The sequence below is a fragment of the Rhodococcus sp. NJ-530 genome, from assembly GCF_003860625.1.
Classification (GTDB): Bacteria; Actinomycetota; Actinomycetes; order Mycobacteriales; family Mycobacteriaceae; genus Rhodococcus_F; species Rhodococcus_F qingshengii.
The window spans coordinates 4513522-4539630 of record NZ_CP034152.1; the positions used below are offsets into that span (position 1 = coordinate 4513522).

The 26109-nt window shown below is 61.7% G+C and carries 27 protein-coding genes and 1 tRNA gene; 9 read left to right on the top strand and 19 right to left on the bottom strand.

Annotated features, from left to right (window positions below):
• The first annotated feature begins 508 nt into the window (after positions 1-508).
• A complete protein-coding gene (locus EHW12_RS20855) occupies positions 509-739 on the top strand; it encodes a PLD nuclease N-terminal domain-containing protein (protein WP_007726301.1) in 231 nt (76 codons plus the stop codon).
• Here the strand turns inward: EHW12_RS20855 and EHW12_RS20860 are convergent.
• The 8 genes from EHW12_RS20860 to EHW12_RS35915 all read right to left on the bottom strand — a co-directional run bounded on the left by EHW12_RS20860 (position 727) and on the right by EHW12_RS35915 (position 8081).
• The gene (locus EHW12_RS20860) at positions 727-1668 is read right to left on the bottom strand and encodes an antibiotic biosynthesis monooxygenase (protein WP_125051638.1); all 942 of its coding nucleotides are present in this window, start codon (positions 1666-1668) and stop codon (positions 727-729) included. The genes EHW12_RS20855 and EHW12_RS20860 overlap by 13 nt on opposite strands.
• A 1-nt stretch (position 1669) precedes the next feature.
• On the bottom strand, positions 1670-3070 hold the full coding sequence (locus tag EHW12_RS20865) for an amidohydrolase family protein (protein WP_125051640.1): 1401 nt from the start codon (positions 3068-3070) through the stop codon (positions 1670-1672).
• Between the two features lie 69 nt (positions 3071-3139).
• Positions 3140-3838, bottom strand: a complete 699-nt coding sequence (locus EHW12_RS20870; protein WP_020908494.1) for a CPBP family intramembrane glutamic endopeptidase — start codon at positions 3836-3838, stop codon at positions 3140-3142.
• Between the two features lie 153 nt (positions 3839-3991).
• A complete protein-coding gene (locus tag EHW12_RS20875) occupies positions 3992-4975 on the bottom strand; it encodes an iron-siderophore ABC transporter substrate-binding protein (protein WP_054188752.1) in 984 nt (327 codons plus the stop codon).
• Between the two features lie 88 nt (positions 4976-5063).
• Complete coding sequence (locus tag EHW12_RS20880; RefSeq protein ID WP_125051642.1) at positions 5064-5543, bottom strand: VOC family protein; 480 nt, start codon at positions 5541-5543, stop codon at positions 5064-5066.
• Between the two features lie 85 nt (positions 5544-5628).
• A complete protein-coding gene (locus EHW12_RS20885) occupies positions 5629-6561 on the bottom strand; it encodes an alpha/beta hydrolase family protein (RefSeq protein ID WP_241199016.1) in 933 nt (310 codons plus the stop codon).
• 50 nt (positions 6562-6611) lie between these two features.
• The gene (locus EHW12_RS20890; protein WP_125051644.1) at positions 6612-7616 is read right to left on the bottom strand and encodes an alpha/beta hydrolase family protein; all 1005 of its coding nucleotides are present in this window, start codon (positions 7614-7616) and stop codon (positions 6612-6614) included.
• 333 nt (positions 7617-7949) lie between these two features.
• Positions 7950-8081 (bottom strand): hypothetical protein, encoded by a 132-nt coding sequence (locus EHW12_RS35915; protein WP_256931554.1) that lies wholly within the window; start codon positions 8079-8081, stop codon positions 7950-7952.
• A 272-nt stretch (positions 8082-8353) separates the two neighbouring features.
• Between EHW12_RS35915 and EHW12_RS20895 the strand changes: the two genes are divergently transcribed.
• Together EHW12_RS20895 and EHW12_RS20900 are read left to right on the top strand one after the other, a co-directional pair.
• Positions 8354-9475: a winged helix DNA-binding domain-containing protein gene (locus EHW12_RS20895; RefSeq protein ID WP_125051645.1), complete on the top strand. Its 1122-nt coding sequence runs from the start codon at positions 8354-8356 to the stop codon at positions 9473-9475.
• 114 nt (positions 9476-9589) lie between these two features.
• On the top strand, positions 9590-11287 hold the full coding sequence (locus EHW12_RS20900) for a fumarate hydratase (protein WP_125051647.1): 1698 nt from the start codon (positions 9590-9592) through the stop codon (positions 11285-11287).
• Positions 11288-11347: 60 nt separating this feature from the next.
• Here EHW12_RS20900 and EHW12_RS20905 read toward each other — a convergent pair whose 3' ends face one another.
• From EHW12_RS20905 to EHW12_RS20935, 7 genes are all read right to left on the bottom strand, one after another.
• On the bottom strand, positions 11348-11698 hold the full coding sequence (locus EHW12_RS20905) for a hypothetical protein (RefSeq protein ID WP_003945214.1): 351 nt from the start codon (positions 11696-11698) through the stop codon (positions 11348-11350).
• A gap of 52 nt (positions 11699-11750) precedes the next feature.
• On the bottom strand, positions 11751-12314 hold the full coding sequence (locus EHW12_RS20910) for a mismatch-specific DNA-glycosylase (RefSeq protein ID WP_003945221.1): 564 nt from the start codon (positions 12312-12314) through the stop codon (positions 11751-11753).
• A 20-nt stretch (positions 12315-12334) separates the two neighbouring features.
• Positions 12335-13663, bottom strand: a complete 1329-nt coding sequence (locus tag EHW12_RS20915; protein ID WP_125051649.1) for a WS/DGAT domain-containing protein — start codon at positions 13661-13663, stop codon at positions 12335-12337.
• A 32-nt stretch (positions 13664-13695) separates the two neighbouring features.
• On the bottom strand, positions 13696-14172 hold the full coding sequence (locus tag EHW12_RS20920) for an SRPBCC family protein (RefSeq protein WP_007726321.1): 477 nt from the start codon (positions 14170-14172) through the stop codon (positions 13696-13698).
• 75 nt (positions 14173-14247) lie between these two features.
• On the bottom strand, positions 14248-14613 hold the full coding sequence (locus tag EHW12_RS20925; RefSeq protein ID WP_125051651.1) for a VOC family protein: 366 nt from the start codon (positions 14611-14613) through the stop codon (positions 14248-14250).
• Positions 14610-14996, bottom strand: a complete 387-nt coding sequence (locus EHW12_RS20930; protein ID WP_003945275.1) for a phage holin family protein — start codon at positions 14994-14996, stop codon at positions 14610-14612. Before EHW12_RS20930 ends, EHW12_RS20925 begins: the two co-directional genes overlap by 4 nt.
• Positions 14997-15036: 40 nt before the next feature.
• On the bottom strand, positions 15037-16002 hold the full coding sequence (locus EHW12_RS20935; RefSeq protein ID WP_125051653.1) for an L-lactate dehydrogenase: 966 nt from the start codon (positions 16000-16002) through the stop codon (positions 15037-15039).
• A 107-nt stretch (positions 16003-16109) separates the two neighbouring features.
• Here EHW12_RS20935 and EHW12_RS20940 point away from each other — a divergent pair, with 107 nt between their 5' ends.
• On the top strand, positions 16110-16952 hold the full coding sequence (locus tag EHW12_RS20940) for a PE-PPE domain-containing protein (protein WP_125051655.1): 843 nt from the start codon (positions 16110-16112) through the stop codon (positions 16950-16952).
• 62 nt (positions 16953-17014) lie between these two features.
• Entirely contained in the window at positions 17015-18112 is a 1098-nt protein-coding gene (locus EHW12_RS20945) for a glycerophosphodiester phosphodiesterase family protein (protein ID WP_206434765.1), read from the top strand.
• Positions 18113-18408: 296 nt separating this feature from the next.
• On the opposite strand, the gene EHW12_RS20950 is transcribed toward EHW12_RS20945, so the two are convergent.
• Positions 18409-18484 (bottom strand) — tRNA-His (locus EHW12_RS20950).
• 187 nt (positions 18485-18671) lie between these two features.
• On the opposite strand from EHW12_RS20950, the gene EHW12_RS20955 reads away from it, so the two are divergent.
• Positions 18672-19634, top strand: a complete 963-nt coding sequence (locus EHW12_RS20955; RefSeq protein WP_125051657.1) for a pseudouridine synthase — start codon at positions 18672-18674, stop codon at positions 19632-19634.
• Positions 19635-19652: 18 nt separating this feature from the next.
• Here the strand turns inward: EHW12_RS20955 and ychF are convergent, their stop codons facing one another.
• Both ychF and EHW12_RS20965 read right to left on the bottom strand, forming a co-directional pair.
• Positions 19653-20732, bottom strand: a complete 1080-nt coding sequence (ychF, locus tag EHW12_RS20960; protein WP_019744568.1) for a redox-regulated ATPase YchF — start codon at positions 20730-20732, stop codon at positions 19653-19655.
• A gap of 70 nt (positions 20733-20802) precedes the next feature.
• Positions 20803-21324, bottom strand: a complete 522-nt coding sequence (locus EHW12_RS20965; RefSeq protein WP_030244403.1) for a CD225/dispanin family protein — start codon at positions 21322-21324, stop codon at positions 20803-20805.
• Between the two features lie 89 nt (positions 21325-21413).
• Between EHW12_RS20965 and EHW12_RS20970 the strand changes: the two genes are divergently transcribed.
• The 3 genes from EHW12_RS20970 (at position 21414) to EHW12_RS20980 (ending at position 25598) form a co-directional block, all read left to right on the top strand.
• The gene (locus EHW12_RS20970) at positions 21414-22991 is read left to right on the top strand and encodes an FMN-binding glutamate synthase family protein (RefSeq protein WP_125052689.1); all 1578 of its coding nucleotides are present in this window, start codon (positions 21414-21416) and stop codon (positions 22989-22991) included.
• A 112-nt stretch (positions 22992-23103) separates the two neighbouring features.
• Positions 23104-25386, top strand: coding sequence for a carbon starvation CstA family protein (locus tag EHW12_RS20975; protein ID WP_007726338.1), 2283 nt, complete (start codon positions 23104-23106; stop codon positions 25384-25386).
• 17 nt (positions 25387-25403) lie between these two features.
• The gene (locus tag EHW12_RS20980) at positions 25404-25598 is read left to right on the top strand and encodes a YbdD/YjiX family protein (RefSeq protein ID WP_030536248.1); all 195 of its coding nucleotides are present in this window, start codon (positions 25404-25406) and stop codon (positions 25596-25598) included.
• Positions 25599-25604: 6 nt separating this feature from the next.
• Here EHW12_RS20980 and EHW12_RS20985 read toward each other — a convergent pair whose 3' ends face one another.
• A complete protein-coding gene (locus EHW12_RS20985; RefSeq protein WP_007726341.1) occupies positions 25605-26009 on the bottom strand; it encodes a hypothetical protein in 405 nt (134 codons plus the stop codon).
• Positions 26010-26109: the final 100 nt, after the last annotated feature.

The following is a 26109-nucleotide window of genomic DNA, read 5'->3' on the forward strand; positions in this document are numbered from 1 at the left end:
GCCGGGGCTAACACTAGAGCCCTTCCGTTACTTTTACGACACCAAATGTGTCCGGGACGTTACATTTCAGGCCCGCTCTAGTGACCTCATATCCACAGGTAACAACCAGTCACGGTGAACAATTTGTCACCATATTGCGCATTCCTGACAAAATTCGAACATGGTTGCCGAGATCAGTTATCGTGCAGCATCACCGCTGGACCGGTGCTGCAAGAACAGAGGGCTCGACTTCCCCACCCTGAGAGATTCGCCGTCAAAGTCTCTTACTTGCGAATCGATGCCAAATTTCCCCATCCAGGGCACATTGCATCCTGAGCGTGTGCGCAATTTTTCAGCCATAACTTCAGTTAGCGAGATCTTTACGCCGAAAACGACCGGCCCGACGGCCCGCGGGACCATACCTATCGGTCATCATGGTGACGCTATTCACACTGATTTGAGGAACTCCCGGCACCGATAACAACCGGATCTCGACACCGATTGGACGTTCGAGGGCACAGTGGAGTTCATGAACCTCACAAAGAAGAAGTCCTGGAGTGAGCTGTCACCCGCGCAACGCCGCGTCGTCGCCGTGCTCGCAACGATTCAGTCCCTGTTGGCGATCGCCGCGTGGACAGACCTGGCGCGACGCCCTGCCAATACGGTCAACGGCAGCAAGAAGAAGTGGGCGGCGATCATCTTCGTCAACTTCTTCGGACCGCTCACCTACTTCCGCCGAGGCCGGATTCAGTCGAAGTAGTCCCAGAACTGCAGCCACTTCACGGAGGCGAAGAGCGTCAGAGTCACGACGTACACCGCAATTACCGCCGCGACGCCGCGCCAGTTGGTGCGGGGAACGGCGCCGTCGACCGGGTCCAGCCAATGACGGAACCATCTCGTGACCGTCGGCATCAGGAACCACGTCATGGCGCCGACGCTGACTATCTGGCTCAACCACATCGACAGCCACGGCGGCGCTCCGATCCCGTCGAGCAACGGCCCGAGAAACCTCGACAGCGTCATCACCGTCGGATAGAGGACGAGCAGGATGATCATCGCCGTCTTCCAATTCGGCGTCGCGCGAGTCTGCCCGTTCTCCGTACGCAGAATGGTGCCGAACGGTGTCGACCGCGTGGTCTCGGTGAAGTCCTCGGCCAACTCGGCCCGCAGTTTCGGTAGTGCTGCGGCCCTCTGGGGCGACGCCATCCACACCGCCAACTGCTGCTCTGTCCGAAACCGAAGGACGGACTTCCACTGGGTGGAGTCGGTGACCGACCGCAACAACATCACCGACTCGTAGCCGGAGAATCGCGAACTGAGATCGATGAGGTGTCGTTGCGTTCGCAGAAACTCATTCTCCTTACCCACGACGACGGCGTGGTCGTACACACCGATACCGGGCGGCGGCAGCACGCCGTCGATCAGAACGAGATCACTCGTCTGCGCCAGAATTCCCGTTGCAGCAGCTGATCTTTCGAGATCGCGGCGATCAGTCGACTCCAGCCAACGATGAAGATCGTCGGCACTGTCGAAAGTGACGGACACGCCGTGCGACACCGGTTCCGGTTGATCACTGATGCCACAGCTCAGGTAGCCGTCGAATCGACCGGCGGTCTCAGCCGCACGCTCGACCCACGCCCGGAATCCCGAACTCGTTCGGTGGTACCCGGTGATGGCAGTTGCGGACACGTCAGCCCGATATCCGGCGCCCTTGCACGTACACGTGCGCAATCGCGGGCTCGCGCATCGCCATCAGGAGCCCGAAGAGCGTCTGGTCGCGGGCGAGTATCGGATCATCCGAACGCGTTCCGTAGTTGACGAGCCCGGCGAGCGGCGGCCACCCGGACGGATCGATCACCAGGAAGTCGGCCTCTTTGCCCTCGTCGAAGTTGCCGATCCGGTTCTCCATGTCCAGCGCGCGAGCACCGGCGAGTGTTCCGGTGAACAGCAGTTCGGCAGGGTGCATCGACACTCCGCCGTCGCCGGCTTCGGAGATGTGAACCTTGAAGGCGTCGCCGAGGACTCGGGTGAGCAGGCACTCGTCGCCGCCACCGAAGTCCGATCCGATCGCGATGTTGACCCCTGACGCAACGGTTCGTTTCCACGGCATGGTGCCGGAGCCGAGAAACTGCTGGGAAGTAGGGCAATGTGCGATGGAGGTTCCGGTCTCCGCCATTCGTGCGAGTTCGGAGTCCTGGCAGTGCACCGAGTGCGCGAGTATCGCGCGTGGACCCAGGAAGCTCTTTCCGCCGACCTGTGAGCCCGGGAGGAACTTGCCGTCGTACGTGTCGAGATAGGTCTCGACCTCGTACTCGGCGAGTGTGGTCGCCACCTCGCCGGTTCCGGGCCGATTGTTCTCGTTGAGATGACTGTGGAAGTAGACGCCCCGGCCACGGACGGAGTCGTACAACTCCCCCAAGTCCTTCAGCGTCCGTGTTGTCACCGCGAGAGAGAAGCGGGGAACCACTGCGACGTGAATGAGCGCAGTGTTCACGTCGCCGGTGTCGGCCGCGTGCCACTTGTCGATCTCCTCGCGGGTGAGTCTGATCGCGTCCTCTTCCGAGGTGATCAGCGCGGCAGCGGAGGCCGGGCCGGTGGTCTGAATCCCACGTCCGCTGACCACTCGAAGGCCGCGTTTCAGAGTTTCCGAGAACAGGGCGTCCTGCGCGTCCGGGAAGGCCGATCCGAACACCATCGCGGCCGTGGTTCCCGTGGCGACTCGGCGAGCGCAGAAGGCCTCGGCAGCGTGCTGGGCGAATTCCGGATCAGCGAATCTCGATTCGGAGGGAAAGACGCACAGGTCGAGCCACTCGAGGAGTTGGCCGCCGCCGTAGGCGTCGCCTGCGTAGGTCTGCGGGAAATGAATGTGTGCATCGACGAATCCGGGCAGCAGGAAACCCGGTCGGTGGTCGTGAATTTCGCCGCCCGCGAGGTCTCCGGGGAGCGATTCGAATTCTCCGCAGTAGACGATCGTTCCGGCATCGTCGATCGCCAAGACGCCGTCGGGGATCGAGACGAGCGACTGCGCCGCATCCTCAACCGTCGGACGACCGGAAATGTGGAAGACATGGCCTCGATGAAGGTGCGTCACTTACTGAGCAAAGCACAAAACTACCCGGCGCCGCGCGGCGAATGCTGTCCTTTTTGTCAGATATTGGGATCAAGCAAGAGTTGCATGCCAAACAAGAGCCGCAGCCAGTGCACCTGCACCATTCAACGACCAATGCAGAGCAATCGGCGCAATCAGGCTGCCGCTGCGATGACGAAGCCAGGTGAACACGAGACCGGCCGCAGCGGTGGCGAGAACAGCTCCGAGGATGCCGGCGACCTGGCCGACGACTCCGGTACCGAGAAAGCCGGACAGCCCTTCGTTACCACTGGTCAAACCCATCGACGACGCGATGTGCCACAGTCCGAACATCAGAGAACCGGCAGCGGCGACGCCGCGGAATCCACTGACCCGGTTCAACGTGCCGTGCAGGACGCCACGGAAAGCCAACTCTTCGGGAATGACGGTCTGCAGCGGGATCACGATCATCGACGCGATGATCGCGCCGGAAATAGTGGCGTAGCGATCCGCCATGAAGAAAGGACGTGTGAGCGGAAGCAACGCGCCGACGGCGACAACCGTCAGGACCAGGCCGACGGCGGCAAGCGCGTACTTCGAACCTCGCCGCAGGTCACGAGGGGACAGCCCCAATTCCGCCCACCCCATTCCCCGGCGCTTGGTGAGCGCCAACAGGACGAGAGCAGAGATGGGTACCGTCGCGATGCTTGCCCAGGCGGTGGTGAAATGCGCGATCAGATTGGTTCCCACCAGCACCACGATCACAACAGCGATATCCACGTATGCATGCATCCGCGGAAAACGAGGAGCGGTCGCTTCGATCTCCACTGGGCCGCCGCTCGTTAGCTGAAAGTTCACTTTGTCCAGTGTACCGGCGCACGAGAACTGCCCGCCACTGTTTGCGAACACGCTCACAGTGACGGGCAGGTCCCGAAACAGCTCTGATCAGGCGCCGAGCGTGCTCGCAAACTTCGGAACGGCGTTGTCGATTGCGTAGGTCAACCCCGGTACCGAGCCACTCGAGAACGCATTGACGAGTGCCGGGTCATCGAGGATCAACAGATGTCCCTCCTGAGCCGACGGGATTGCGCGCAGTAGCGGATCGTTCGCAAACGCACTGCTGTCGAGGAAGATCGGAAACAGCACCGTGAGATCCGCGTCGAACAGGTTCAGGTTCTCGTTGGCGACCGGGATGTAGAAGTTTCCGGTGGCTTTTTCGGTGATCGCCGTCGGGATCGTGAAGCCGAGGCGGGTCATGAAGTCTGCGCGTGCGTCGCCGGGTACGTACGCGCCGTAACCGTCGGAACTGTAGGCGCCGACCGCCGCGGTCTTGCCCGCGAAGTTCGGATTGGCGGCAATCGCGGCGTCGAACTTGGCGTCGAGGCCGTCGAGTAGCGCCTTGCCTTCCGATTCTTTGCCGAGTGCCTTGGCGACGAGTTCGGTCTGCTGCTCGACCGTCGTCCCGTAGGCCGTGGCGAGACCTGGAGGCGGCCCGACCGTCGGCGCGATGGCACTGAGCTTGTCGTAGGTGGCCTGCGTGTTGTCGCTTCGCGTCCACAGAATGAGGTCCGGTTCGAGCGCGATGACGTCTTCGACGCTCAAGTCCATCGTTCCGAGGATCTTCGGGTCCGTGGTGAACTCGTCCGCAATCCAGGGTCCGACGCCCTTGCCACCGAACGCCATCCAGTCCGCGACACCGACCGGCTGTGTTCCGAGGGCAAGTGCCGTCTCGGCGTCCGACCAACCGAGCGCAACGACGCGCTGCGGGTTGGCCGGGACCTCGACGTCACCGAACATGGTCGAGACGGTTGCTCCCGCCTCCGCGGGTGCGTCAGCGCTGTCGCTGCTGCAGCCGGCAAGTCCGGCGACGGCGAGCGAGGCCGCCAAGGCGGTGACTGCAATCTTCATTCGAGAGACTTTGATTCGCATGGTTACCAGCACTCCTCCAACGCTCAGCGAGAATTAGGGAAGGCTAGCATCAGCTAACGAAGGCTGTCGCCCATCGGCCAGATCGTGTTCAGGACGCCTCTGCTGCCCGTTCGAGCTCCGCGATGTCGATCTTCTTCATCTTCATCATCGCGTCCGTGGCGCGTTGCGCCTTGGCCCGATCCGGATCCTTCATCAGTTCGAGAAGACGATTCGGGACTACCTGCCAGGACAATCCGAACTTGTCCTTGGCCCAGCCGCACGGGCCCTCTTCCCCACCCTCGGTCAGCCGGGACCAGTAGTGATCGACCTCAGCCTGATCGACGCACGGAATCTCGAAAGACACTGCTTCCGAGAACGTGAACATCGGCCCGCCGTTCAATCCGGTGAATCGCTGACCGCCGAGTTCGAAGCTGACGGTCATCACCGAGCCTGCCGCCATTCCGGAGGGCGATCCCTCGACGTACCGTTCGATTCCGAGTATCTGCCCGGAACCGAACACCGAGATGTAGAAGTTGGCTGCTTCTTCTGCTTGGTTGTCGAACCACAAACAGGGAGTGATGGAAGGCATGTTCTGTCCTTGTCGGAGAGGTTACGAAACAGGTGTACAGGGTTATAGACCCGACCCGAAACGAAAACTCATCGCCAGGAACTGCTCAAGCGGACAACGCAGATTCGAGCATCGGCCAGGAACGAACGAGTTCGTCGCGCCAGTACGGCCAACCGTGCGTCCCCACCGGCTGAGCGCTGCGGGTGACATCGACTCCGCGATCACGCAACACCTGAGTGATCTGGTCGGTGCACAGGTTCGATCCCAGTTCCATGACCCCGCCGACGACCAGTACCCGGCCCAGGGCAGGAGTATCGAGAGTTTCGTGCGGACCTGGTAGTCCCGATCCCGAGGCGAGATACACCTTGGTGCCGCGCAGCTTGTCGGCATTGGCGAAAATGTCGTGCTCTTGCCAAGCCTCGCTGCCGGCCGGACCCCACATCTGCTCCGAACGGGCATTTCCGTTGATGACCACGAGATCGGTCAACGCCTTGCCGAATCCTCCGACGGTTGTGTAGCAGCCGCTGTAGCCCGCGACCGCGTCGTACAACCCGGCCGAGCGTTGGGCCAGGATCAGAGCGGCTTCTGCACCCATCGAGATCCCGCCGATTGCGTTGTGCCCGTTGGTGGCGAACCTCGTGTCGATCAGTGGGGGAAGCTCTTTCGTCAGGAACGTCTCCCACTTCAGACGACCGAATTTCGGGTGGTCTTCCTGCCAATCGGTGTACATGGTGCCGGTTCCACCGATGGGGAGTACGACGTTCACATTCTTGTCGGCAAAGAACGGGACGATATCGCCGTTAGCCGGGGCCAACCAGTTGTTCTCCTCGATCTGCCCGGAATTGCCGTCCAGGAGATACAGCGTCCCGCGCGGTTCCGAGCGGTCGGCAGGAAGCAGCACTTTCACCGCCATGGTGCGCCCCATGGCGGGACTCGCGACGTCGAGAATCACCAAGCGCGAAGACAGTTCGGTGGCGCTCGTTATCCGGGGAGTCTCGTCGGCGAGCGCGGCCGAAGGCGGCGCCAGTACTGAAATCAAGGCGAGCGCGCCTACGAGAACGACGCTTCGAAGACTTGCTCGTTGGGGCCTCACACGCCGAGCGACGCGGCGATCATCGGCCACGAGTCGTGTAAGTCGTCTTCCCAGTATCCCCATGAATGCGTTCCTGCCGGCTTGAAGTTGTAGCGAATCTTGTTCATACCCAATGCGTTCGTCCTGTCCGCAAGCTGGGTGGTGCAGTAGTTAGTTGCCGCCTCGATTCCGCCACCGAGAACAAGCTGCAACGCCAAATCTGTGACGTCGTTGCCGATCCGCGGATCGGCAAGTCTGTCGTACGGACCCGGAATTCCGGTTGCGGTTGTGATGTACATCGGGATTCGAGGTAGCTTGTCCGCGTTGACAACCGGATCGTGAGCCGGCCAACCCGGACCAAAGTACGGACCCCACATGTTTTCCGCGTCACCCCCACCGACGGCGACCACGAGTTTCACGAAGTCCTGCCCGATGCCCGGACTCGTCATCGCGCACCCGCTGAAGGACCCGACACTCTTGTACAGCGCGGGCGCCGCCATAGCCAGATCCAGTACCGACGTGCCTGCCATCGACAGGCCTGTCAGTGCGTTCTCGCCGGTCGTCCCGAACGTCGAATCAATGACTGGCGGTAGTTCTTCCGTCAGGAACGTGGTCCACATGTTGACCCCGTTGTTGTTGCCGGATTTCGCGAGGCCGGGGTCCGGCCGCTCCCAATCGGTGTAATAGCTGAATGCTCCACCGAGAGGGGTGACCACGTTGACGTGCTTGTCCGCGAAGAACTTCGGTGCGTCGGTCCGCACCGACCACGTCGCGTCGTCTTTTCCTCCGTCTACTCCGTTGAGTAGGTAGAGCGTCGGAGCAGGCGTCGAAGTATCAGCCGGCCGCAAGACCTGCAACGGAATGTCGCGCCCCATCGACGGTGAGTACACCGAGATGTCGACCAGCCTGCTGTCCGCCGACTGAGCGTGACCTGGCGCTGCGAGGAACTGGAGCCCACATACTGCCGTGGCCAACGCCACGAAGACACGGAAAACCGTTCGTAACGCACGAGTCTCGATCATCCGGGTCACTCTCTTCGGCAGCGGAACCTTTCGAACGGTACCGCCTGAAACAGGCAAACCCGACATGATCGGAAAAACTCGATCCGGTCGACACGGAAAGGCTCACGCACCGAGTGCGTGAGCCTTCCTCGTCAGACGACGCTTACTTGGGCGTAACCGTGCCGCCGCTGAGCTCGGTCAACGCATTGAAGAATGCGGTGCCGACGCTGTTGACAGCCGTGACGACGTTCCCCACGATTTCGATGGAACCCATGAAAACTCCTACAGTTGTTTAGGTCTCGGTAACCCGAGCGGAAGTTGTGCGACAGAACAGTCCGATTCCGGCGAGCGGAATCAGCCGAGCGGCTTGAGGCTGCCCGTGTTCGCCTGAACCGAACCGATGAAGGTTTCGAACAACTGGTCGCCGGCACCAAGCGAGCCCATGCCCTTGAGTGCAAGTTCGACGATCGACATCAGTGAACCCATGTGAATCTCCTAGAGAAGTCAGAGGTCAGCTGCCAAAAAGCACCCGACAGTGCTGTGACAGCTGCGTCACATCTGTAATGTATCCGTGACGTGGGTAACAGTAATCATACGAACGACCAGTTGGCAAAGGATTCCGACAATGGGGTCATTATTTCGACTAATAAGGTCTGCTACTGAAAAAATTCCGGCCAATCGGTCGAATTTGACCAATTCTGTCGCCGCATTGATCAACCGCCCCAAATCCTGCGGTTACCCACCAGTAAACTGAAATCATGTCTAGCGCAACCTCACTCACGCAGGTAGCTAATTTCCGGTGGCACCGCCATCAACTCGACCGAGCGGTTGCCGGTGACGCCAATCACAGCGATTGCAGCATTCTCGATCTCGGGATTCAGAACACCGGACCTGACGGAGCCGCCTGGGCCCTGCGGATCCGCGGCGTCCGCGGCGACGCCACTGAGCTCGCTCTTGCCTGGACGTTGCGCGGAGCTCCCCACTATTACCGTCGGGGTGACCTGCCTGCCATCGCCGTCGCCACGTCGCCGTTCAGCGAAGCCGATGCAGCCAAACGCATTTACGACGCGAATCGGCCCCTGAAGGCCGCCGGCATCCCGACGCTGACTGCCCTGCAAACAGTTGCTACTGCGATGCGGGATATCGTCTCGAAACCAACCGTCAAGGGCGAGATGTCCGCGCAGTTGACCAACCGAGTGACCGAGCCCTATCTGAGATTCTGCCGCCCGTGCAATGCCACTCATCTGTACGAGATGCCGTTCCGGCTCGCGGCACTCCAGGCAGGCCTCGAGCTACAGCCGGACACATCTCCCCCAGTGCTCGAACGCATTCCGGGTTGGCGCCGACGCCCATTCAGCGCCACGGGCGCAGACGCAGATTCCCGCTTCGACGTGATCCGGGGTTATCTGCGGTTCTACGGCCCCGCGACTCCTGCTCACGTCGCGTCGTTTCTCGATGCTCCGGTCAGGGACGTCAAAGCCCACTGGCCAGTCGATGCCGAGGAGATCGAGGTGAACGGCGAGAAGCGGTGGATTCTCGAACAGGACCGCGAAGACTTGTTCGGCTCCCCCACCGATTCGAGTACGCGCTTGCTCGGGCCTTTCGATCCGTATGTACAGCTCAAGGATCGGGAGACCCTGGTTCCCGATCCGACCGCCCAGAAGACGGTGTGGCCGACCCTCGGGCGACCGGGCACGGTGGTGGTCGGTGGCACGATCACCGGATTGTGGCGACCACGAGCATCCGGAAAGAAGCTGAAGGTCGCGATCACCCCGTGGGGAACATGGTCACGATCGGCCCGCGCAGCAGTGGCCGAGCAGGCCGAAATACTTGCCGAATTTCGCGGCGTCGAGCTCTCCGAACTGGTCGAAGTATCTTGATCGAGCCAGTGGCATCCGGATAATTCCAGCTCACACCCGCCCCGATTCGGAGAAGGAAACCCCCAACGATAACCTGAATGCGACCTTCGCACGCACCCTTGTTCAGGAGAGATGATGGCCGACTTCCTCTATGAGGACCTGTTGCCGATCGGTGATGACACCACCGAGTACCGATTGCTCACCACCGAAGGGGTGTCGACAGTCGAGGGACCGGACGGCCGCACCTTCCTGCAGGTCGAGCCGGAAGCGATGCGCTTGCTGACCGAAACGGCGCTGCACGACATCTCTCATTACCTGCGCACGGATCACCTGACGCAGCTCGCGAGCATCCTCGACGATCCCGAAGCGTCGAACAACGACAAGTTCGTCGCGCTCGACCTGCTCAAGAACGCCAATATCGCCGCTGCCGGCGTTCTGCCGATGTGCCAGGACACCGGAACCGCCATCGTCATGGGCAAGCGTGGACAGCACGTACTCACCCCCGGCGACGACGAGAAGTCCATTGCCCGCGGTGTCTACGACGCCTACACGCGTCTGAACCTGCGCTACTCGCAGAACGCCCCCATCACGATGTGGGACGAGAAGAACACCGGCAACAACTTGCCCGCGCAGATCGAGCTGTACGCCGATACTGCTGCCGGACATGAGAACTCGTACAAGTTCCTCTTCATGGCCAAGGGCGGCGGAAGCGCCAACAAGTCCTACCTGTACCAGGAAACCAAAGCGATCCTCAATCCCGACTCGATGATGCAGTTCCTCGAGGCGAAGATCCGCTCACTCGGCACCGCAGCCTGCCCGCCCTACCACCTTGCAATCGTCGTCGGCGGTACTTCGGCCGAGTTCGCGATGAAGACGGCGAAGTACGCGTCGGCGCACTATCTCGACGAATTGCCCACCGAAGGCGCCATCACGGGTCGCGGCTTCCGCGATCACGAGCTCGAGAAGAAGGTTTTCGAGCTGACGCAGAAGATCGGTATCGGAGCACAGTTCGGCGGCAAGTACTTCTGCCACGACGTCCGCGTCGTCCGACTCCCCCGCCACGGCGCTTCGTTGCCCGTCGCCATTGCGGTGTCCTGCTCGGCAGATCGACAGGCGAAGGCCAAGATCACCCCGGAGGGCGTGTTCCTGGAACAGCTCGAATTCAACCCGGGCCGTTTCCTGCCCGAGGTCACGGACGCTCAGCTCGACGAAGAGACGGATGGCATTTCGGGTACCGGCAAGGGCGCTGCGGTCAAGATCGATCTGACCAAGCCGATGTCGGAGATCCTCGCCGAGCTCTCCAAGCACCCGGTGAAGACTCGTCTCTCCTTGACCGGTCCGCTCGTCGTGGCACGCGACATCGCGCACGCCAAGATCAAGGAACGCCTCGACGCAGGCGAAGAGATGCCGCAGTACCTCAAGGATCACCCGGTGTACTACGCCGGCCCCGCCAAGACGCCCGACGGCATGGCGTCCGGTTCGTTCGGCCCGACCACGGCCGGCCGTATGGACTCGTACGTCGAGCAGTTCCAGGCCGCCGGTGGCTCGATGATCATGCTGGCCAAGGGAAACCGCTCCAAGCAGGTCACCGACGCCTGCAACTCGCACGGCGGTTTCTACCTCGGGTCGATCGGTGGACCGGCCGCTCGCCTGGCGCTCGACTGCATCAAGAAGGTCGACATCCTCGAGTACGCCGAACTGGGAATGGAAGCCGTCTGGAAGATCGACGTCGCGGACTTCCCCGCCTTCATCGTCGTCGACGACAAGGGCAACGACTTCTTTGCGCACACCGGTGAAGTGACCCTGACGATCGGCAAGCGCCCGGGTCTGTAGACACGTCAACAGCAAAGAGCCCCGGCGAGTTTCGATCGCCGGGGCTCTTTTGTGTCTTTGTCAGGTCCAGAGCGCGGCCACGAATACGGTCACGATCGACAACCCGCCGACGACGTGTACCAGATTCGGATTGGGCTGGCCCTTCTTCTGCTTCGCCCGGGTGATCTCGGCAAGCGCCACGATGACCAGCGAAAGCACCAGCTTCACAGCGATCTTCGCGTGAATGTAGTTCTTGTCCAGGGCGCCTTCGCCCAACCCGACGATGATCAGGCCGGACACGAACTGCATCCTGGCACCCCACACCATGACCTCGGTGATCGAAGGAGCCTTGAGGACGGTGAAGTAGCTACCGACCAGGGCAGCCATGCCGAGTAGGTGAATCACTACAAAGACGTTGTATAGAACAGACATACAAGCACTTTAACTTGTACCTTGTTCTGGCCGAACGGAACTGCGACTTCTCTCAGAGAATTCCGGCTTCGGATGCGGCGGAACGATATTTCGCTGCCAAGGTGTCCACCGTCTCGTGTGCGTTGAGACCACTGGGATTGGGCACGATCCACAGTTTTGCCCCCTCGAAATCACGGTCCTGACGCCCGGCCTTCGCCTTCTTGTCACCGAAAGCTGTTCGATAGGCGGTGATCCCGGCGAAGGCAACGACTACTGGATTGGTTGCGCGCACGATGTTTCGGACCCGAACTCCGCCAGTTGCGAGTTCCTCCGACGTCAATTCATCGGCGCGCGCAGTTGCCCGCACCGCCAAATTGGTGATGCCCACTCCCCGATCGATCAGATGCTGTGTGTCAGCGTCCGACATACCCGCGGAAGGATCGATCGCATGCTCGATTATGCCTGCCCGCAGCAGTGCCGGATAGAACCGATTACCCGGTCTGGCGAAATGCGCGCCGGTCGCCGCCGTCCACAGTCCCGGATTGATACCGACGAACAACAGCCGGCAATCCGGCCCGATCAGATCCTCGATCTCGGCGTCTCGGAACGATTCCAGTTCGGCGCGCGTGAATCCCATGCAGCCAGTACATCAGGCCGTCACGACAGCGCTTCGCGCACCTCGTCGATCGCGTCGTGCATCATCTGCTCGTACACATCGACGTCCGGAATCGAGGCCGGACTGCTGGTGATGCTGATCGTCACCGTGTCCCCGATCCCGTGTACGCCGTGGGTCAACGACATGACCGGCGACAAACTCGGGAAGCCCGCTGTGAACCGAACGACGCCGCCTCCGAGCACCAGATCCGCGTCACCGCGCGCGACACTCGACACCACGGTGTTTCCAGTGACCTCGTCGGGTACTGCCGTGAAATCGTATTGCTGCACGCCCCAACGGACCAGCGGGCCGGGAACAGCGTTCAGCGCGAGATCCGACGCTGCGCTGGATGGATGGGACGCACGTGCGCGACGCTCGTCCATCGACTCCTTGATCAGTTGGGCTCGCTCACGAAGATCATCGACTTCCGGGAACAGCCCGACACCTGCATTGCGGAAGTGATTGCGCGCCGTGGGTGTACCTGCCTTGGCGATGGTCACCTCAGCTCCCAATTCGGGCGGTACCGAGCCGTCTCGCTCGGTGAGGTAGTTCGCCATCGCTACCGAGATGGCTGTCATCGCTCCGACTGTGACGGATACGCCGTCGCCACGGAAATCTGCGCTGTCCCGCACGACCATGCGCACCAGTCGGTGCGGTCCGGGAGGGATGTTCGAGCGCACCTTCGGACGGCTCGCCGCCTGCGGCGCAACAACTCCCGATTCGGTGTCCGCCTGCAGCTGTAACTGCGCGCGGTGCCCCGCCCGGCCGTCGCGGAACAGCGAAACAAGTTGGCCCGGAAGGCGCAGGGCGGCGCGGCCCAGAATCTCGGCTGATCCGCTACGCCGCACGTCCGTCTTCTGCTTCGCGGGCGGTTGCGGCGAGAACAGCTGGCGAGCAATCGCCGACGCACGTTTGCCGTCCGCCAGAGAATGAGCGACCTGCAGAACTGCGATCAGCGCCGGGCCACTGCAGCGCGGCACGCCGGTGACGCCGTGAAACAGGTGCAGCGTCCACGGGGACTCGCGCGGGTCGACGTGGTTCTCGAGTAGTTTCTCGATTCCGTGAATGCACGAGAGCCACGAGTTTTCGGGCAACTCATGCACTCTCACCAAGGAGGCGTCGACCGGCATGGGCTCCCACACCGGATAGTCGAGGTGCCACGGTGATTCACGAATCCGAACATTGAGATCCGGAATGAGCGACGCTCTTTCCACCACCGAGCGTCGTAGCTCGTCCATGTGCTGGCTCTGCCCGTCGAAACAGTAGAGCAGCAGCTGATCGTTCGGGATCTTCTCCGAAATCCAGAAGGTTTGGGCATCGGTGGGCGTCATCCGTAACACCGGGAGACGGTACCACCGGCTTGTCAGCTCTTTTCTGCAGCAGCTTTCAGCTGGGACAGGCCCTTCTCGAAATCCTTTCCGACAAGCTTGTCCATGCTGAAGATGAAACCGAAGATCTTGAAGAACAGATTCTTCTTTCCGGTCATCTTCCACGTCACCTGAACTTCACCGGAATTCGGCGAGATGAGAAACGTGGTGACGTTCTGCGCCTTGAACGGCTTGAGGAAGGCCAGGTCCAAAACTACTCGTTCATTCGGGACGGATTCGGTGATCACCATCGAACCGGAGCCCGCCTTCTTGTTTCCCGCCCAGGCGTACGAAGCCCCGACGCCCGCGTCAGGCCCCGCGTACGTACGCTGCATCGCCGGGTCGAGACCTTCCCACGGCGACCACTGAGTCCACTGATGGAAATCGTTGATCAACGCGAAGACGACCGGTGCTTCTGCCTTGACGATCGTCGTACGTTCTACCAGGAATTCGTTGGAATTCTGCGAAGCCATCGTCGATCTCCAATTCTCGGGCGTGACAAGTGTTCGGAATTATCCACGGTCGACGAGATCGGAGCGAGTCGACACTCAGTCCCGCAGGCACAGGCAGAAATAGTGACCGACCGGGTCGCGGTACACGCGGAAAGTCTGATGCTCCGGAATGTCGGTCACCCGCTGCGCTCCAAGGTTCGTCACCCAAGCCTCGGCGGGGTCGAGAGAATCCACGAACAGATCCAGATGGATCCCGACACCGGAGGTCGGCCAGTCCACCGGAACGAAATCCGGAGCGAGCTGAAACGCGAGCCGCTCCCCGCCGGGTCCTTCGATCACGTGCCAATCATCCTCGTCGCGAACACTTTTCCACTCGAGGACCTGGACGTAGAAGTTGGCCAATGCAGCCGGATCCGGGCAGTCCAGGACTGTGTAGTTCATGCCGATGTTCGGGCGCGTCACTGTGCCTTCTTCTCCTGAACTTTCTTGCGCACGAACAACAACGGAAGAACCAGCGTCGCAACGGCGGTTACCAGCCACACGACGACGGTTCCCAGAATCCACGTCGAGACACCGGAGATCGACAGATTGGAGAAGAGCGACGCCACCAACAGCGCGACAAATGTCGACACCAATCCGATTCCGCCGAGAAATGCCGGTGCATGGCGCTTTGCCACCGTGGCGATGAACGGCGCCAGGACCGACTGCGCAATCGCAAAGATCACGACCGCAACGATGAATCCGGATGTGGGCGCCGAGAAGCCCGAAAGAATCAACGACGCAACTAGAAGCCCGACAGCGGCAGAACCCAGGAAGATCGCGGCGCGAATCAGGAAGCTGATCATTTGTTGATCCTATATGTCGGATATCGAGGAGAACAGATATTCACAATCCCAGAGATTCCTGCACCTCTCGCAATGTCCGGGCAGAAGATCGGAGCCCCGAAGCCTCTCTTTCCGATAGCGGTACTTCGAGGACTCGGCCGGCACCAGCACGACCAACCATCGTGGGAAGGGACAGGCAAACGTGCTCGAGTCCGTGGACGCCGCTCTGCAAAGTCGACACCGGCAGAACCCGTTGTTCGTCCCGCAACACGACTTCCGCGATGAATGCGCTCGACAATCCGATGGCGAGGTTGGTCGCACCCTTACCCTCGATGATCTCGTAAGCACTCTCGACTACAGACTTCGCTACTTTCGCGCGTAGGTCGGGGCCGAGGACGCCACCCGACGGTCCCACGAACGAGGTTGCCGGCACTCCGCCGATGGTTGCGCTCGACCAGAGCGGAATCTCGGAATCCCCGTGCTCGCCCACGATGAAGGCATGAACGTTCTCCACCGCGACTCCGAGTTCGGTAGCCAGCAGGAATCGCAATCGGGCCGTGTCCAGCACGGTCCCAGATCCGAAAATTCGGCCGCGGTACGACAGTCCCGCGGCCTGGATCGCTGCGTAGGTCGCCACGGCGACCGGGTTGGTGACGAAGAGAAGGACCGCGTCCGGTGACACCGCCAACAGTTGTTCGGTCAGTGTCTGCGCGATCTTGACGTTCACCGCGGCAAGTTCGAGCCGCGACTGACCGGGATGCTGTTTGGCGCCCGCGGTGACGACGACCAAGTCGGATCCCGCGGTGACCGAGATGTCATCGCCTCCGTCGACAGTGCACGGCGGTGTGAACTGGGTGCCGTGGTTGAGATCGAGAACTTCGGCCCGGACCTTTGCGCTGTTGGTGTCGTAGAGGGCGAGCGCGTCGGCCGATCCGCGTATCAGGCACGCATACGCAATTGCGGTGCCGACGCTTCCCGCACCGACAACGGACACTTTTCGTCTGGATGAACGATTCGGCGTCGTCATGGGTAAATGGTGCTCGCTCGATAACGATTTCGCAGTACAACGGATTGCCAGTCTCTTCTCAGGGTTTGGATGCAGACCTCTCAGAATCGACGTGGATGATCGCTGACATGGCTGAGGTAACCGTTCTTGCAGTTGGCGGCACCGGCGAATCCCACGTCGGCGACCACGGCGCCCGTGTGCGCGGACTCCTCAGTGCCGTCACCGACGAACTCGACAGTCGATTCGATTCTCGCTGGGTCGCTTATCCCGCATCGTACGGTCCGGTCGCCGACGGCTGCCTGAGCTTTCGGCACAGCACAGCGATGGGTGTGAAAGCCCTCACCGCCGAAATCGCACAGACAGACGGCCCGGTCATGCTGATCGGATACTCACAGGGATGCACCGTGATCCGCTCGGCTCTTCCGACGCTGAACAGCGCCAACGTCATCGGAGTCGGACTGATCTCCGATCCTCAACAACCGGCGGGCGTGATCGTAGGTTGTGAGGGACACGGAGTTGCCGGCGACGGACCCGAGATCCAGCCGTGGATTCCGGTCAAGTGGATCGGGCACCCGCAGGACATGATCTGTAATGCCAGCGACGACAGCTACATTCGCGACATCGCAGACTTGACGCGCTGGATGTCCTTCTCGCAGGCACGCGTGTGGGCAGGAAAGGTTTGGGAACTACTTCGTAGCAATGCTTTCCAGAATGCGCAGAAGACTCGTTTCAGTCCCAAACAGTGGCGTACCGATCTACGACGCATTCGCACCGCGTTCCTCGAAGTACTTGGTTACCTGCCGACGAAGTTGAACCTGAACCGATTTCAGCTCAAGAACCCTCGCGGCGGTAGACACATCAGCTACGCGATCGAACCTCTCGACGAGAGCGGACTGACCGGGTGTGAGCTTCTGGCGTCGTGGATGAAGGTCCACGCGAGCGGCGTCGGGCAGCGCATTCACGCGGCCTGACCTTTACCGTTAGTTTACCTAACGAACCCCGGCGAGCCATTCGACGCCTCTACGTTCCTTTCATGCAACTGAGCAGAATATTGTCGTGCGCCGCCGTGACCGTCGCACTCCCCCTCACCGCCCTGGCGGCCCCGGCCGCCGCATCGCCAACCGGCAGTCTCGACTGGTCCGGTTCGTTCGGTAGTTCAGCGCCCCAGCCGGTTTCGACGTTCGACGTCCAAGCCCACCGCGGCGGGCTCGGCCTGTACACGGAAAGCAGCCTGGCCGCGTTCGCGAATGCCCTCGAAATGGGCGTCAGCACACTGGAGCTCGATACACAGATCACCGAGGACGGGATCGCTGTCGTCACGCACGATCGCAAGATCTCGAACAAGAAATGCCTCGACACCGAGCCCGCAACTGCGGGTGACCCGGAGTTCCCGTACGTCGGCAAATTCGTCAACACGCTGAGCCTGCAGCAGATCAAGACCATGGACTGCGGCACTCTCCCCCTTGCCGGATACCCTGAGCAGCAGAATGTTCCGGGAGCGAAAATGCAGACGCTCGAAGAAGTGCTTGCCCTGGTGAAGTCGTACAACGCACCCGGAATCAAGCTCAATATCGAGACCAAGATGGAAGCGGGAGCGCCTCACGAGACCGCCCCGCGTGAGCAGTTCGTCTCTGTTGTCCTCGACACGATCCGGGCAGCCGGATTGTTGGACAGCGTCACCATTCAGAGCTTCGACTGGGGCTCGCTCATGCTCACCCGTCAACTCGCGCCGAGTGTCCCCGTCGTTGCGCTCACAAACGGCGACTTTCTCCAGGTAGGCAAGGACGGAGCGTCACCGTGGCTCGGCGGTCTGGACATCGATGATTTCGGTGGCGACGGCATCGCGGCGGTAGCAACCTTTGGTGCCTCCGCCTACTCCCCCGTCCAAGGAACTCCGCAGGGCGGAAAGGTCGGGGATCCCGGTTTCACCCTCTATCCGACAGCCGACATGATCGCGAGCGCACATGCGCGTGGCATGAAGGTCATCCCGTGGACCGTCGATGATCCCGCCACCATGCACGCCCTGATCGACCTCGGTGTCGACGGGATCATCACCGACTACCCCAATCGTCTCCGAGCCGTTCTGGCCGAGCGAGGCATGCCACTACCTGCACCTGCGGTCAAGAAGTAGCCTCCACCGCGCACCGAAGCAGGTACCTGAACAGGTACTACGGCCGATGTCCCCGGGGTCCCGTCGGCCGCATCCTGGACAGGTACTTGCTCGGGTGATCGGAGGTGAATTCTGATGATGTCTTTGAAGGATCAGTTGGACAACTGCGAATACCTACTTGCCGACGCGGAAATGGCCGGCGACTGGAATGCTGTCCGGCGATTCAGGGAATACCGGCTCAGGCTCGTTCGACAACTGTGCAGGCAAAGGGCCGCCGGCCTCTGCGCCTAGAGGCCCGACCTCAACCGTATCTGAGCTGGTCCCTCTGGGCGGTTACGATCCGCCGTCGCCCGAGTCACAGTCGGGTGCTCTCACCAATTGAGCTACAGAAGGTATGGCCCGCAGTGCTTTTCGACTGCGATCTTTCTCTGCCGAACCATACGGGCCCGCATCTCGTCCGCGCTACTGATTTTCGAGTAGACGATCTACACCGACCACCGCTGTGAGTTCGGTTCCGCGTCCCCGCGGGGACGTCCCCGTCGAGGCCACACCGAATCACCGCTGACCAGTAGTCGATGGGATGATGACCTGCGTGTCCATGTCCCCACCGCTGCCCGTCAAGAACGGGGTTGGCCCGACGCGCCTACGCATCCCGCTCTCTGGGCCGTGGGCGACGATCGCCGAGTACGTCGTAGCCAAGTTCGACCATCTGGACGCCGAGAACCTGTATCGGCGGTTCGACGACGGCGAGTTCGTAGATACCGACGGCCACTCGATCTGCCTGAACACAGAACTCAGCGCGCACCGGTTCGTCTGGTACTACCGTGAGTTGCCGGCGGAGGACCCGGTGCCGTTCCACGAGGAGATCCTGCACACCGACGACGATCTCGTCGTCATCGACAAGCCACATTTTCTCCCGACCACTCCGAGCGGGCGATACCTGCGTGAGTCGGCGCTCATCCGCCTGCGGGTTCGTCTCGACAACCCAGATCTGACCCCGATCCATCGACTCGACCGCGGCACCGCAGGGGTGGTGATGTTCTCGGCCCGCCCCGCGACGCGCGGCGCCTACCAGTCACTGTTCGAGAAGCGTCAGGTCACGAAGGTTTACGAGGCGGTGTCGGCGCGACCGACCCGGCGGGGCCGGGATGCACCAGCGCTCGACGTCCCTCTCGTTTACCGCAACCACATCGAAGCTCGACGCGGCGAGTTGCGAGTCGTCGTCGACGACAGCCGTGAACCCAACTCCGAGACCATGATCGAGGCGCGAGGGATGGGCGTGAGTGCCTCCGGACGTGCTGTGCTGCACACGGTTCTACGTCCGCAGTCCGGACGGATGCACCAGTTGCGGGTGCATTTGGCAGCTCTCGGCGCCGGGATCCTGGGCGACCGGCGATACCCCGACCTGCTTCCCGACGCCCCGGACGATCATTCTCTCCCACTCCAATTGCTCGCGAGGGAACTCGAATTCACCGACCCGCTGTCGGGGAAAGCGCGGCGGTTCGTCACCCGTCGGACGCTCAGCGAGATGCCCGTGGGGTGAGGACCAGAAGCCGCGGATTTAGACGTTGAAGCGGAACTCCACCACATCGCCGTCGGCCATGACGTATTCCTTGCCCTCCATGCGGACCTTGCCGGCAGCCTTGGCTGCGGCCATGGAACCGGCCTCGACGAGGTCGTCGAAGGACACGATTTCAGCCTTGATGAAGCCGCGCTCGAAGTCGGTGTGAATGACGCCGGCAGCCTGGGGCGCGGTGTCACCCTTGTGGATGGTCCAGGCGCGAGCTTCCTTCGGACCAGCCGTCAGGTAGGTCTGCAGTCCGAGGGTGTGGAAGCCGGTGCGCGCGAGAGCGTGCAGGCCCGGCTCGGTCTGACCGATCGAGTCGAGCATTTCCTGGCGGTCTTCCTCGTCGAGCTCGAGGAGTTCCTGCTCGACCTTCGCGTCGAGGAACACAGCGTCGGCCGGTGCGACGGATGCGCGCAATTCCGCAACCTTCGCTGCGTCGGTGAGCACAGACTCGTCGGCGTTGAAGACGTACAGGAAGGGCTTGGTGGTGAGCAGGCTCAGCTCACGAAGCAACGAGAAGTCGAGCTTGTCCTTGACGCTGAAGAGCGTCGTGCCCTCGTTGAGGAAGGCCTGAGCCTTGAGTGCCTCGTCGTGGGCCGGCTTGAGCTCCTTGTTCTTGCGAGCTTCCTTGTCCAGACGCGGGAGAGCCTTCTCCAAGGTCTGCATGTCGGCGATCACGAGTTCGGTCTCGATGACCTCGATATCGGAGGCCGGGTCGACCTTGCCGTCGACGTGGATGACGTCGTCGTCGGCGAAGACGCGAACTACCTGGCAGATGGCGTCCGCTTCACGGATGTTGGCCAGGAACTTGTTACCCAGGCCTGCGCCCTCGGACGCTCCCTTGACGATGCCGGCAATGTCGACGAACGACACGGTCGCGGGGAGGATGCGCTCGGAGCCGAAGATCTCGGCGAGCTTCTGCAGCCGCGGATCGGGCAGCTCGACCAGACCGACGTTGGGTTCGATGGTCGCGAACGGGTAGTTCGCTGCCAACACGTCGTTGTTGGTCAGTGCATTGAAAAGGGTGGACTTGCCGACGTTGGGCAGTCCGACGATTCCGAGGGTAAGGCTCACGGTCTGTGGATTCTACGGCCTCGCGGCGACGTGACGGGTACTCGCCCCACCGTCACGTCGCGGCAGGTGATCAGTTGTAGGTATACGAATCGACGGATGACACGATCGCAACCAGGAAGATGACGTAGAACGCGATGAACAACACCCAGCAGATGACGGCTATGAGGAGCGAAATCTGCCCGAGCTTCTTCACCCGCTCGGACGCGTACTGCGCGCCCTGGTGATCGCCCATCGCCCACTTCGGGTAGATGTCGTGGAGATGGTTGAACGCGGCGAACGCGATAGGCCAGAAGAAGATGATCGACGCGACGGCCCATCCCGCGTTGGACTTCGGCGGACCGTACTGCGGCGCCGCGTACGTGGGAGCGGCACTGTACTGCTGGGTCGCGCTGTACTGCTGACCGGTCGGATACTGCTGTCCGGCTGAGTACTGCGGGTCGGTCGGGTACTGCTGGCCCGTCGGATACTCCTGGCCTGCTGAATATTGCTGACCGGCTGAATACTGCTGGCCCGCCGGATACTGCTGTTCCTTCGGATACTGCTGCTCCTTCGGATCCTGCGGGTCGGTCGGATATTGCGGTTCGGTCATGATTCCCCCAAAGAGTCGGATTCGGTTCTCTATCGCAGAACCTAGTGGAGACTTACCGCTGCCGTGTCACAGTGAGCGCCTACGCTCTCGAGGTGACTCGGATGCTGATCGTGCTCTTGATATGGATAGTGGGTCTCGGCACCGCCGCGCTCGCAATTGTCGCCTCGCCCGGATGGTGGGTGATCGCTGTCGTCACACTCGCGCTGGCGGCGATGGGCACCTACGACCTCACTCAGAAGTCCCACAGCATCCTCCGTAACTATCCGGTCCTGGGGCACGCGCGATTCCTCCTCGAGAAGATTCGACCCGAGATCCAGCAGTACTTCGTCGAATCATCCACCGATGGAATGCCATTCGATCGCGAAACGCGAGATCTGGTTTACGAGCGGGCAAAGGGAACACTGGCGGAAGAGCCCTTCGGGACCGAGCGCGACGTCAATGCGATCGGCTACGAGTTCATGACGCATTCGATTCGCGCACGGACCGCCCCCGACACCGTTCCCCGAGTTCGCCTCGGCGGACGCGATTGCACGAAGCCGTACGACATCGCTCTCCTGAACGTCTCCGCGATGAGCTTCGGGTCGTTGTCCGCCAACGCAATCGAGGCCCTCAACGCCGGCGCAGCCAAAGGCGGTTTCGCTCACGACACCGGTGAAGGCGCGATCAGTCCGTATCACCGCAAACACGGCGGCGATCTGATCTGGGAAATCGCTTCGGGATACTTCGGATGCCGAACCGAGGATGGCCGATTCGATCCTGACCGTTTTGCCGAGCGTGCCGGACTCGATCAGGTGAAGGCCATTTCGATCAAGCTCTCGCAAGGTGCGAAACCCGGGTTGGGTGGCGTGCTTCCCGGAGTCAAGGTCTCCCCCGAAATCGCTGAAACCCGCGGGGTACCCGTCGGCCAGACCGTGATTTCGCCACCCGCGCACACCGCGTTCAGCACCCCGGTCGAACTGGTCGATTTCATCGCGACCCTGCGAAAACTGTCGGGAGGCAAGCCGGTCGGGATGAAACTGTGTGTCGGCTCGCGTCGCGAATTCCTCGGAATCTGCAAGGCGATGATCGAACGCGGCATCACGCCCGACTTCATCATCGTGGACGGTTCCGAAGGCGGCACCGGCGCAGGTCCGGTGGAGTTCGAGGACCACATGGGCATGCCGTTGACCGAAGGCCTGATGCTGATGCACAACGCTCTGGTGGGAACCGGTCTGCGCCCTCTCGTGAAAGTCGGCGCTTCCGGAAAGGTGGCGAGCGGTTCCGACATCGTCAAACGCATCATCCAAGGCGCAGACTTCACGATGGCGGCCCGCGCAATGATGTTCGCAGTGGGCTGCATTCAGGCCCAGATGTGCCACACCAACCGCTGCCCGGTCGGCGTTGCCACTCAGGATCCGGCACGCACCCGCGCACTCGACATCCCCGACAAGAGCGAGCGCGTCTACCGCTTCCAGAAGGCAACCGTCGCCAGCGCACAACAGATGATCGCGTCGATGGGCATCGATTCGTTCGACCAACTGCAACCGGGAATGCTCAACCGCCGCGTCGACGGTCTCACCACGCGTACCTATGCCGACCTGTTCGACTGGCTGATGCCGGGCGAACTGCTCGACTCCCCGCCGCAGAGCTGGCTCACCGATTGGATCGACGCCGACGCTCACCGATTCTGACGGCGGTCGACTCTCGCGCCACAGATCGCGCGGATTCACCCTTCTGGTCCTACAGTGACAGATGGCCCGCTGTGACGGCGGCCACACGTGCACTAGTGGACGGAGTTCGACGATGAGCTTGACGACTGCGCCGGAACCAAATGTCGAGTACCTGAAAACCGATCCTGACCTGCCACCTGTCGGCGTCATCGACAAAACACCCATCTCCACGACTGCGCGCGTCGTCTTCCTTGTTCTCGGACTGGTCGGCGCGGGCGCCTGGTACATGATTGCGATCGTCCGCGGTGAACACATCAGTGCTGTGTGGTTCGTGTTGGCCGCAATCTGTACCTATCTGATCGCCTACCGCTTCTATGCGCGGTTGATCGAACGCAAGATCGTCAAGCCCCGCGACGACGTCGCAACTCCCGCCGAGATCATGGAGAACGGCGCCGACTACATGCCGACCGACCGTCGGGTGCTGTTCGGTCACCACTTCGCGGCAATCGCCGGTGCCGGCCCCCTGGTCGGACCCGTGTTGGCCGCGCAGATGGGATATCTTCCGGGAACGATCTGGATCATCGTCGGCGTCGTGTTCGCCGGGGCGGTGCAGGACTTCATGGTCCTGTGGATCTCGTCGAAGCGCCGCGGGCGCAGCCTCGGTCAGATGGCCCGCGAAGAACTCGGCCTTGTCGGCGGCGTCGCCGCACTGATCGGCGTGTTCGTCATCATGATCATCCTCATCGCGGTGCTCGGACTTGTGGTCGTCAATGCGCTCGCCGAGTCCCCGTGGGGAGTGTTCTCGATCGCGATGACCATCCCCATCGCGCTGTTCATGGGCGTGTACCTGCGGTATCTGCGGCCGGGCAAGGTTTCCGAGGTCTCCCTGATCGGCGTCGTCCTGCTTCTCCTTGCCATCGTCTCCGGCGGATGGGTTGCCGATACCGGTTGGGGCGCAGACTGGTTCACACTCTCGAAGGTCACCATCGCGTGGCTGATGATCGCGTACGGATTCGCCGCATCGGTGCTGCCAGTCTGGCTGCTCCTGGCACCGCGCGACTACCTGTCGACGTTCATGAAGGTCGGCACCATCGCGCTGCTGGCCATCGGAATTCTGGTCGCACGACCCGCTCTGAACATGCCGGCAGTGACGCCATTCGCCTCCAACGGCGAAGGCCCGGCCTTTGCCGGTTCACTGTTCCCGTTCCTGTTCATCACCATTGCCTGTGGCGCACTCTCGGGCTTCCACGCACTGATCGCGTCCGGTACGACGCCAAAGCTGCTCGAGAAGGAAAGCCAGACCAAGATGATCGGGTACGGCGGCATGCTGACCGAATCGTTTGTCGCGATCATGGCTCTGGTCACCGCCTGCATCCTCGATCAGCACCTGTACTTCGCACTCAACGCTCCCGCGGCACTGACCGGTGGAACACCGGAAACCGCAGCCGAATACGTCAACAATCTGCCCCTCGGCACTGCCCCCATCACACCGGACGTGCTGACTCAGGCAGCCGAGGCCGTCGGCGAAGAATCGATCATCTCGCGAACCGGCGGCGCCCCGACGCTCGCGTTCGGAATGTCCGAAGTGCTCAGCGACGTCTTCGGCGGCGACTCGCTGAAATCGTTCTGGTACCACTTCGCGATCATGTTCGAGGCGCTCTTCATCCTCACCACGATCGATGCCGGCACCCGCGTCGCTCGATTCATGCTCTCCGACTCGCTCGGCAACTTCGGCGGTCCGGCGAAGAAGTTCAAGGACCCGTCGTGGCGCATCGGCGCGTGGCTGTGCTCGCTGATCGTCGTCGCTGCCTGGGGCGCGATTCTGCTCATGGGTGTCACCGATCCGCTGGGCGGAATCAACACACTCTTCCCGCTCTTCGGCATCGCCAACCAGCTACTCGCCGCGATCGCACTGACGGTGGTCATGACGATCGTCATGAAGAAGGGCCTGTTCAAATGGGCCTGGATTCCCGGCGTGCCGCTGGTGTGGGACCTGGTCGTAACCATGACCGCGTCGTACCAGAAGATCTTCTCCGACAACCCCGCGATCGGGTACTGGGCTCAGCACAACGTGTTCAAGGACGCGAAGGCTGCCGGCGAGACGGCGCACGGTTCCGCGAAGACTCCGGAGGCCATCGATGCCGTCATTCGCAACACCTTCATCCAGGGCACGTTGTCGATCATCTTCGCGTCACTGGTGATCGTCGTGGTCATCGCCGGGATCATCGTATGTGCCAAGGCAATCCGAGCGGGCGGGCTGCCGACCACCGAGTCCCCGGAAGAACCGTCGAAAATCTTCGGACCCGCCAGCTTCATTCCGACGCCCGCGGAGAAGGAAATCCAGAAAGAATGGGACGAGCTGATCAAAGCCGGGAAAGTCCGGGCGCCCGGCGCCGCACACGGAGGTGGGCACTGACCATGACGACGGCCACCATGACGGCAAAACTCACCACAGCGTTCCGCGGAACGCTGTGGTGGGTTCGCTCGGTGATGGGTGATCTCGACTATCAGCGCTACGTCGAGCACACCCGACGCCACCACGCCGACTCACCGGTGATCAGCGAACGAGAGTTCTGGCGCCGCCGACACGCAGCAGCCGACGCCAACCCAGGCGCCCGCTGCTGCTGAATCCGGTCAGGGGCAGGTGGCCTTCGCGAGTTCGTAAATGTGGCCGGCCTGCTCGTCGGTGGGCTTGTTGCCGTTGTTCTCGGCCAGGTCGGTGATCTTGGTCTTGACCTCCGCCTCGCCCGTGCCGTTGGCGACCTCGGTACACGTGGTCGTCAAGATCTCCTCGATGTCTGCGTCGTCGCGGTTCTCCGCCAACGGTGCGTAAGCCCCACGGAACGTGGCGACGAACAGCGCCGTCTTGCCCTGATCGATGGCGTTGCCCGCTGACTGTTTCGCCGTCTCGAGCGCCTGTTGCCCGCTCGTGACTGCCTCGCTGATCTTGTTCTGCGCGTTGTCCTGATCCTCGGTGCTACACGCGGTGAGCCCGAGAACGACGATTGCTGCTGCCCCGACTGCTGCTGCGATTCTCATGACGGAAATGTTAGTCCGATCAGCATGCTTCAAAACACAGTATTGCAGCGCAACACACGAGTTATCGCATGCAGTCGTTACGATCAGCTCAGCTAGATCA

Coding starts and splice junctions, on each gene's coding strand:
- EHW12_RS20920 (WP_007726321.1), bottom strand. CDS start 14,172: ATGGCTTCGCAGAATTCCAACGAATTCCTGGTAGAACGTACGACGATC.
- EHW12_RS20935 (WP_125051653.1), bottom strand. CDS start 16,002: ATGACGACGCCGAATCGTTCATCCAGACGAAAAGTGTCCGTTGTCGGT.
- EHW12_RS20955 (WP_125051657.1), top strand. CDS start 18,672: ATGATGACCTGCGTGTCCATGTCCCCACCGCTGCCCGTCAAGAACGGG.
- EHW12_RS35915 (WP_256931554.1), bottom strand. CDS start 8,081: ATGGGTTCACTGATGTCGATCGTCGAACTTGCACTCAAGGGCATGGGC.
- EHW12_RS20880 (WP_125051642.1), bottom strand. CDS start 5,543: ATGCCTTCCATCACTCCCTGTTTGTGGTTCGACAACCAAGCAGAAGAA.
- EHW12_RS20870 (WP_020908494.1), bottom strand. CDS start 3,838: ATGCATGCATACGTGGATATCGCTGTTGTGATCGTGGTGCTGGTGGGA.
- EHW12_RS20875 (WP_054188752.1), bottom strand. CDS start 4,975: ATGCGAATCAAAGTCTCTCGAATGAAGATTGCAGTCACCGCCTTGGCG.
- EHW12_RS20980 (WP_030536248.1), top strand. CDS start 25,404: ATGACGGCAAAACTCACCACAGCGTTCCGCGGAACGCTGTGGTGGGTT.
- EHW12_RS20895 (WP_125051645.1), top strand. CDS start 8,354: ATGTCTAGCGCAACCTCACTCACGCAGGTAGCTAATTTCCGGTGGCAC.
- EHW12_RS20910 (WP_003945221.1), bottom strand. CDS start 12,314: ATGGGATTCACGCGCGCCGAACTGGAATCGTTCCGAGACGCCGAGATC.
- EHW12_RS20945 (WP_206434765.1), top strand. CDS start 17,015: ATGCAACTGAGCAGAATATTGTCGTGCGCCGCCGTGACCGTCGCACTC.
- EHW12_RS20900 (WP_125051647.1), top strand. CDS start 9,590: ATGGCCGACTTCCTCTATGAGGACCTGTTGCCGATCGGTGATGACACC.
- EHW12_RS20985 (WP_007726341.1), bottom strand. CDS start 26,009: ATGAGAATCGCAGCAGCAGTCGGGGCAGCAGCAATCGTCGTTCTCGGG.
- EHW12_RS20890 (WP_125051644.1), bottom strand. CDS start 7,616: ATGATCGAGACTCGTGCGTTACGAACGGTTTTCCGTGTCTTCGTGGCG.
- EHW12_RS20975 (WP_007726338.1), top strand. CDS start 23,104: ATGAGCTTGACGACTGCGCCGGAACCAAATGTCGAGTACCTGAAAACC.
- EHW12_RS20930 (WP_003945275.1), bottom strand. CDS start 14,996: ATGATCAGCTTCCTGATTCGCGCCGCGATCTTCCTGGGTTCTGCCGCT.
- EHW12_RS20855 (WP_007726301.1), top strand. CDS start 509: ATGAACCTCACAAAGAAGAAGTCCTGGAGTGAGCTGTCACCCGCGCAA.
- EHW12_RS20905 (WP_003945214.1), bottom strand. CDS start 11,698: ATGTCTGTTCTATACAACGTCTTTGTAGTGATTCACCTACTCGGCATG.
- EHW12_RS20940 (WP_125051655.1), top strand. CDS start 16,110: ATGGCTGAGGTAACCGTTCTTGCAGTTGGCGGCACCGGCGAATCCCAC.
- EHW12_RS20915 (WP_125051649.1), bottom strand. CDS start 13,663: ATGACGCCCACCGATGCCCAAACCTTCTGGATTTCGGAGAAGATCCCG.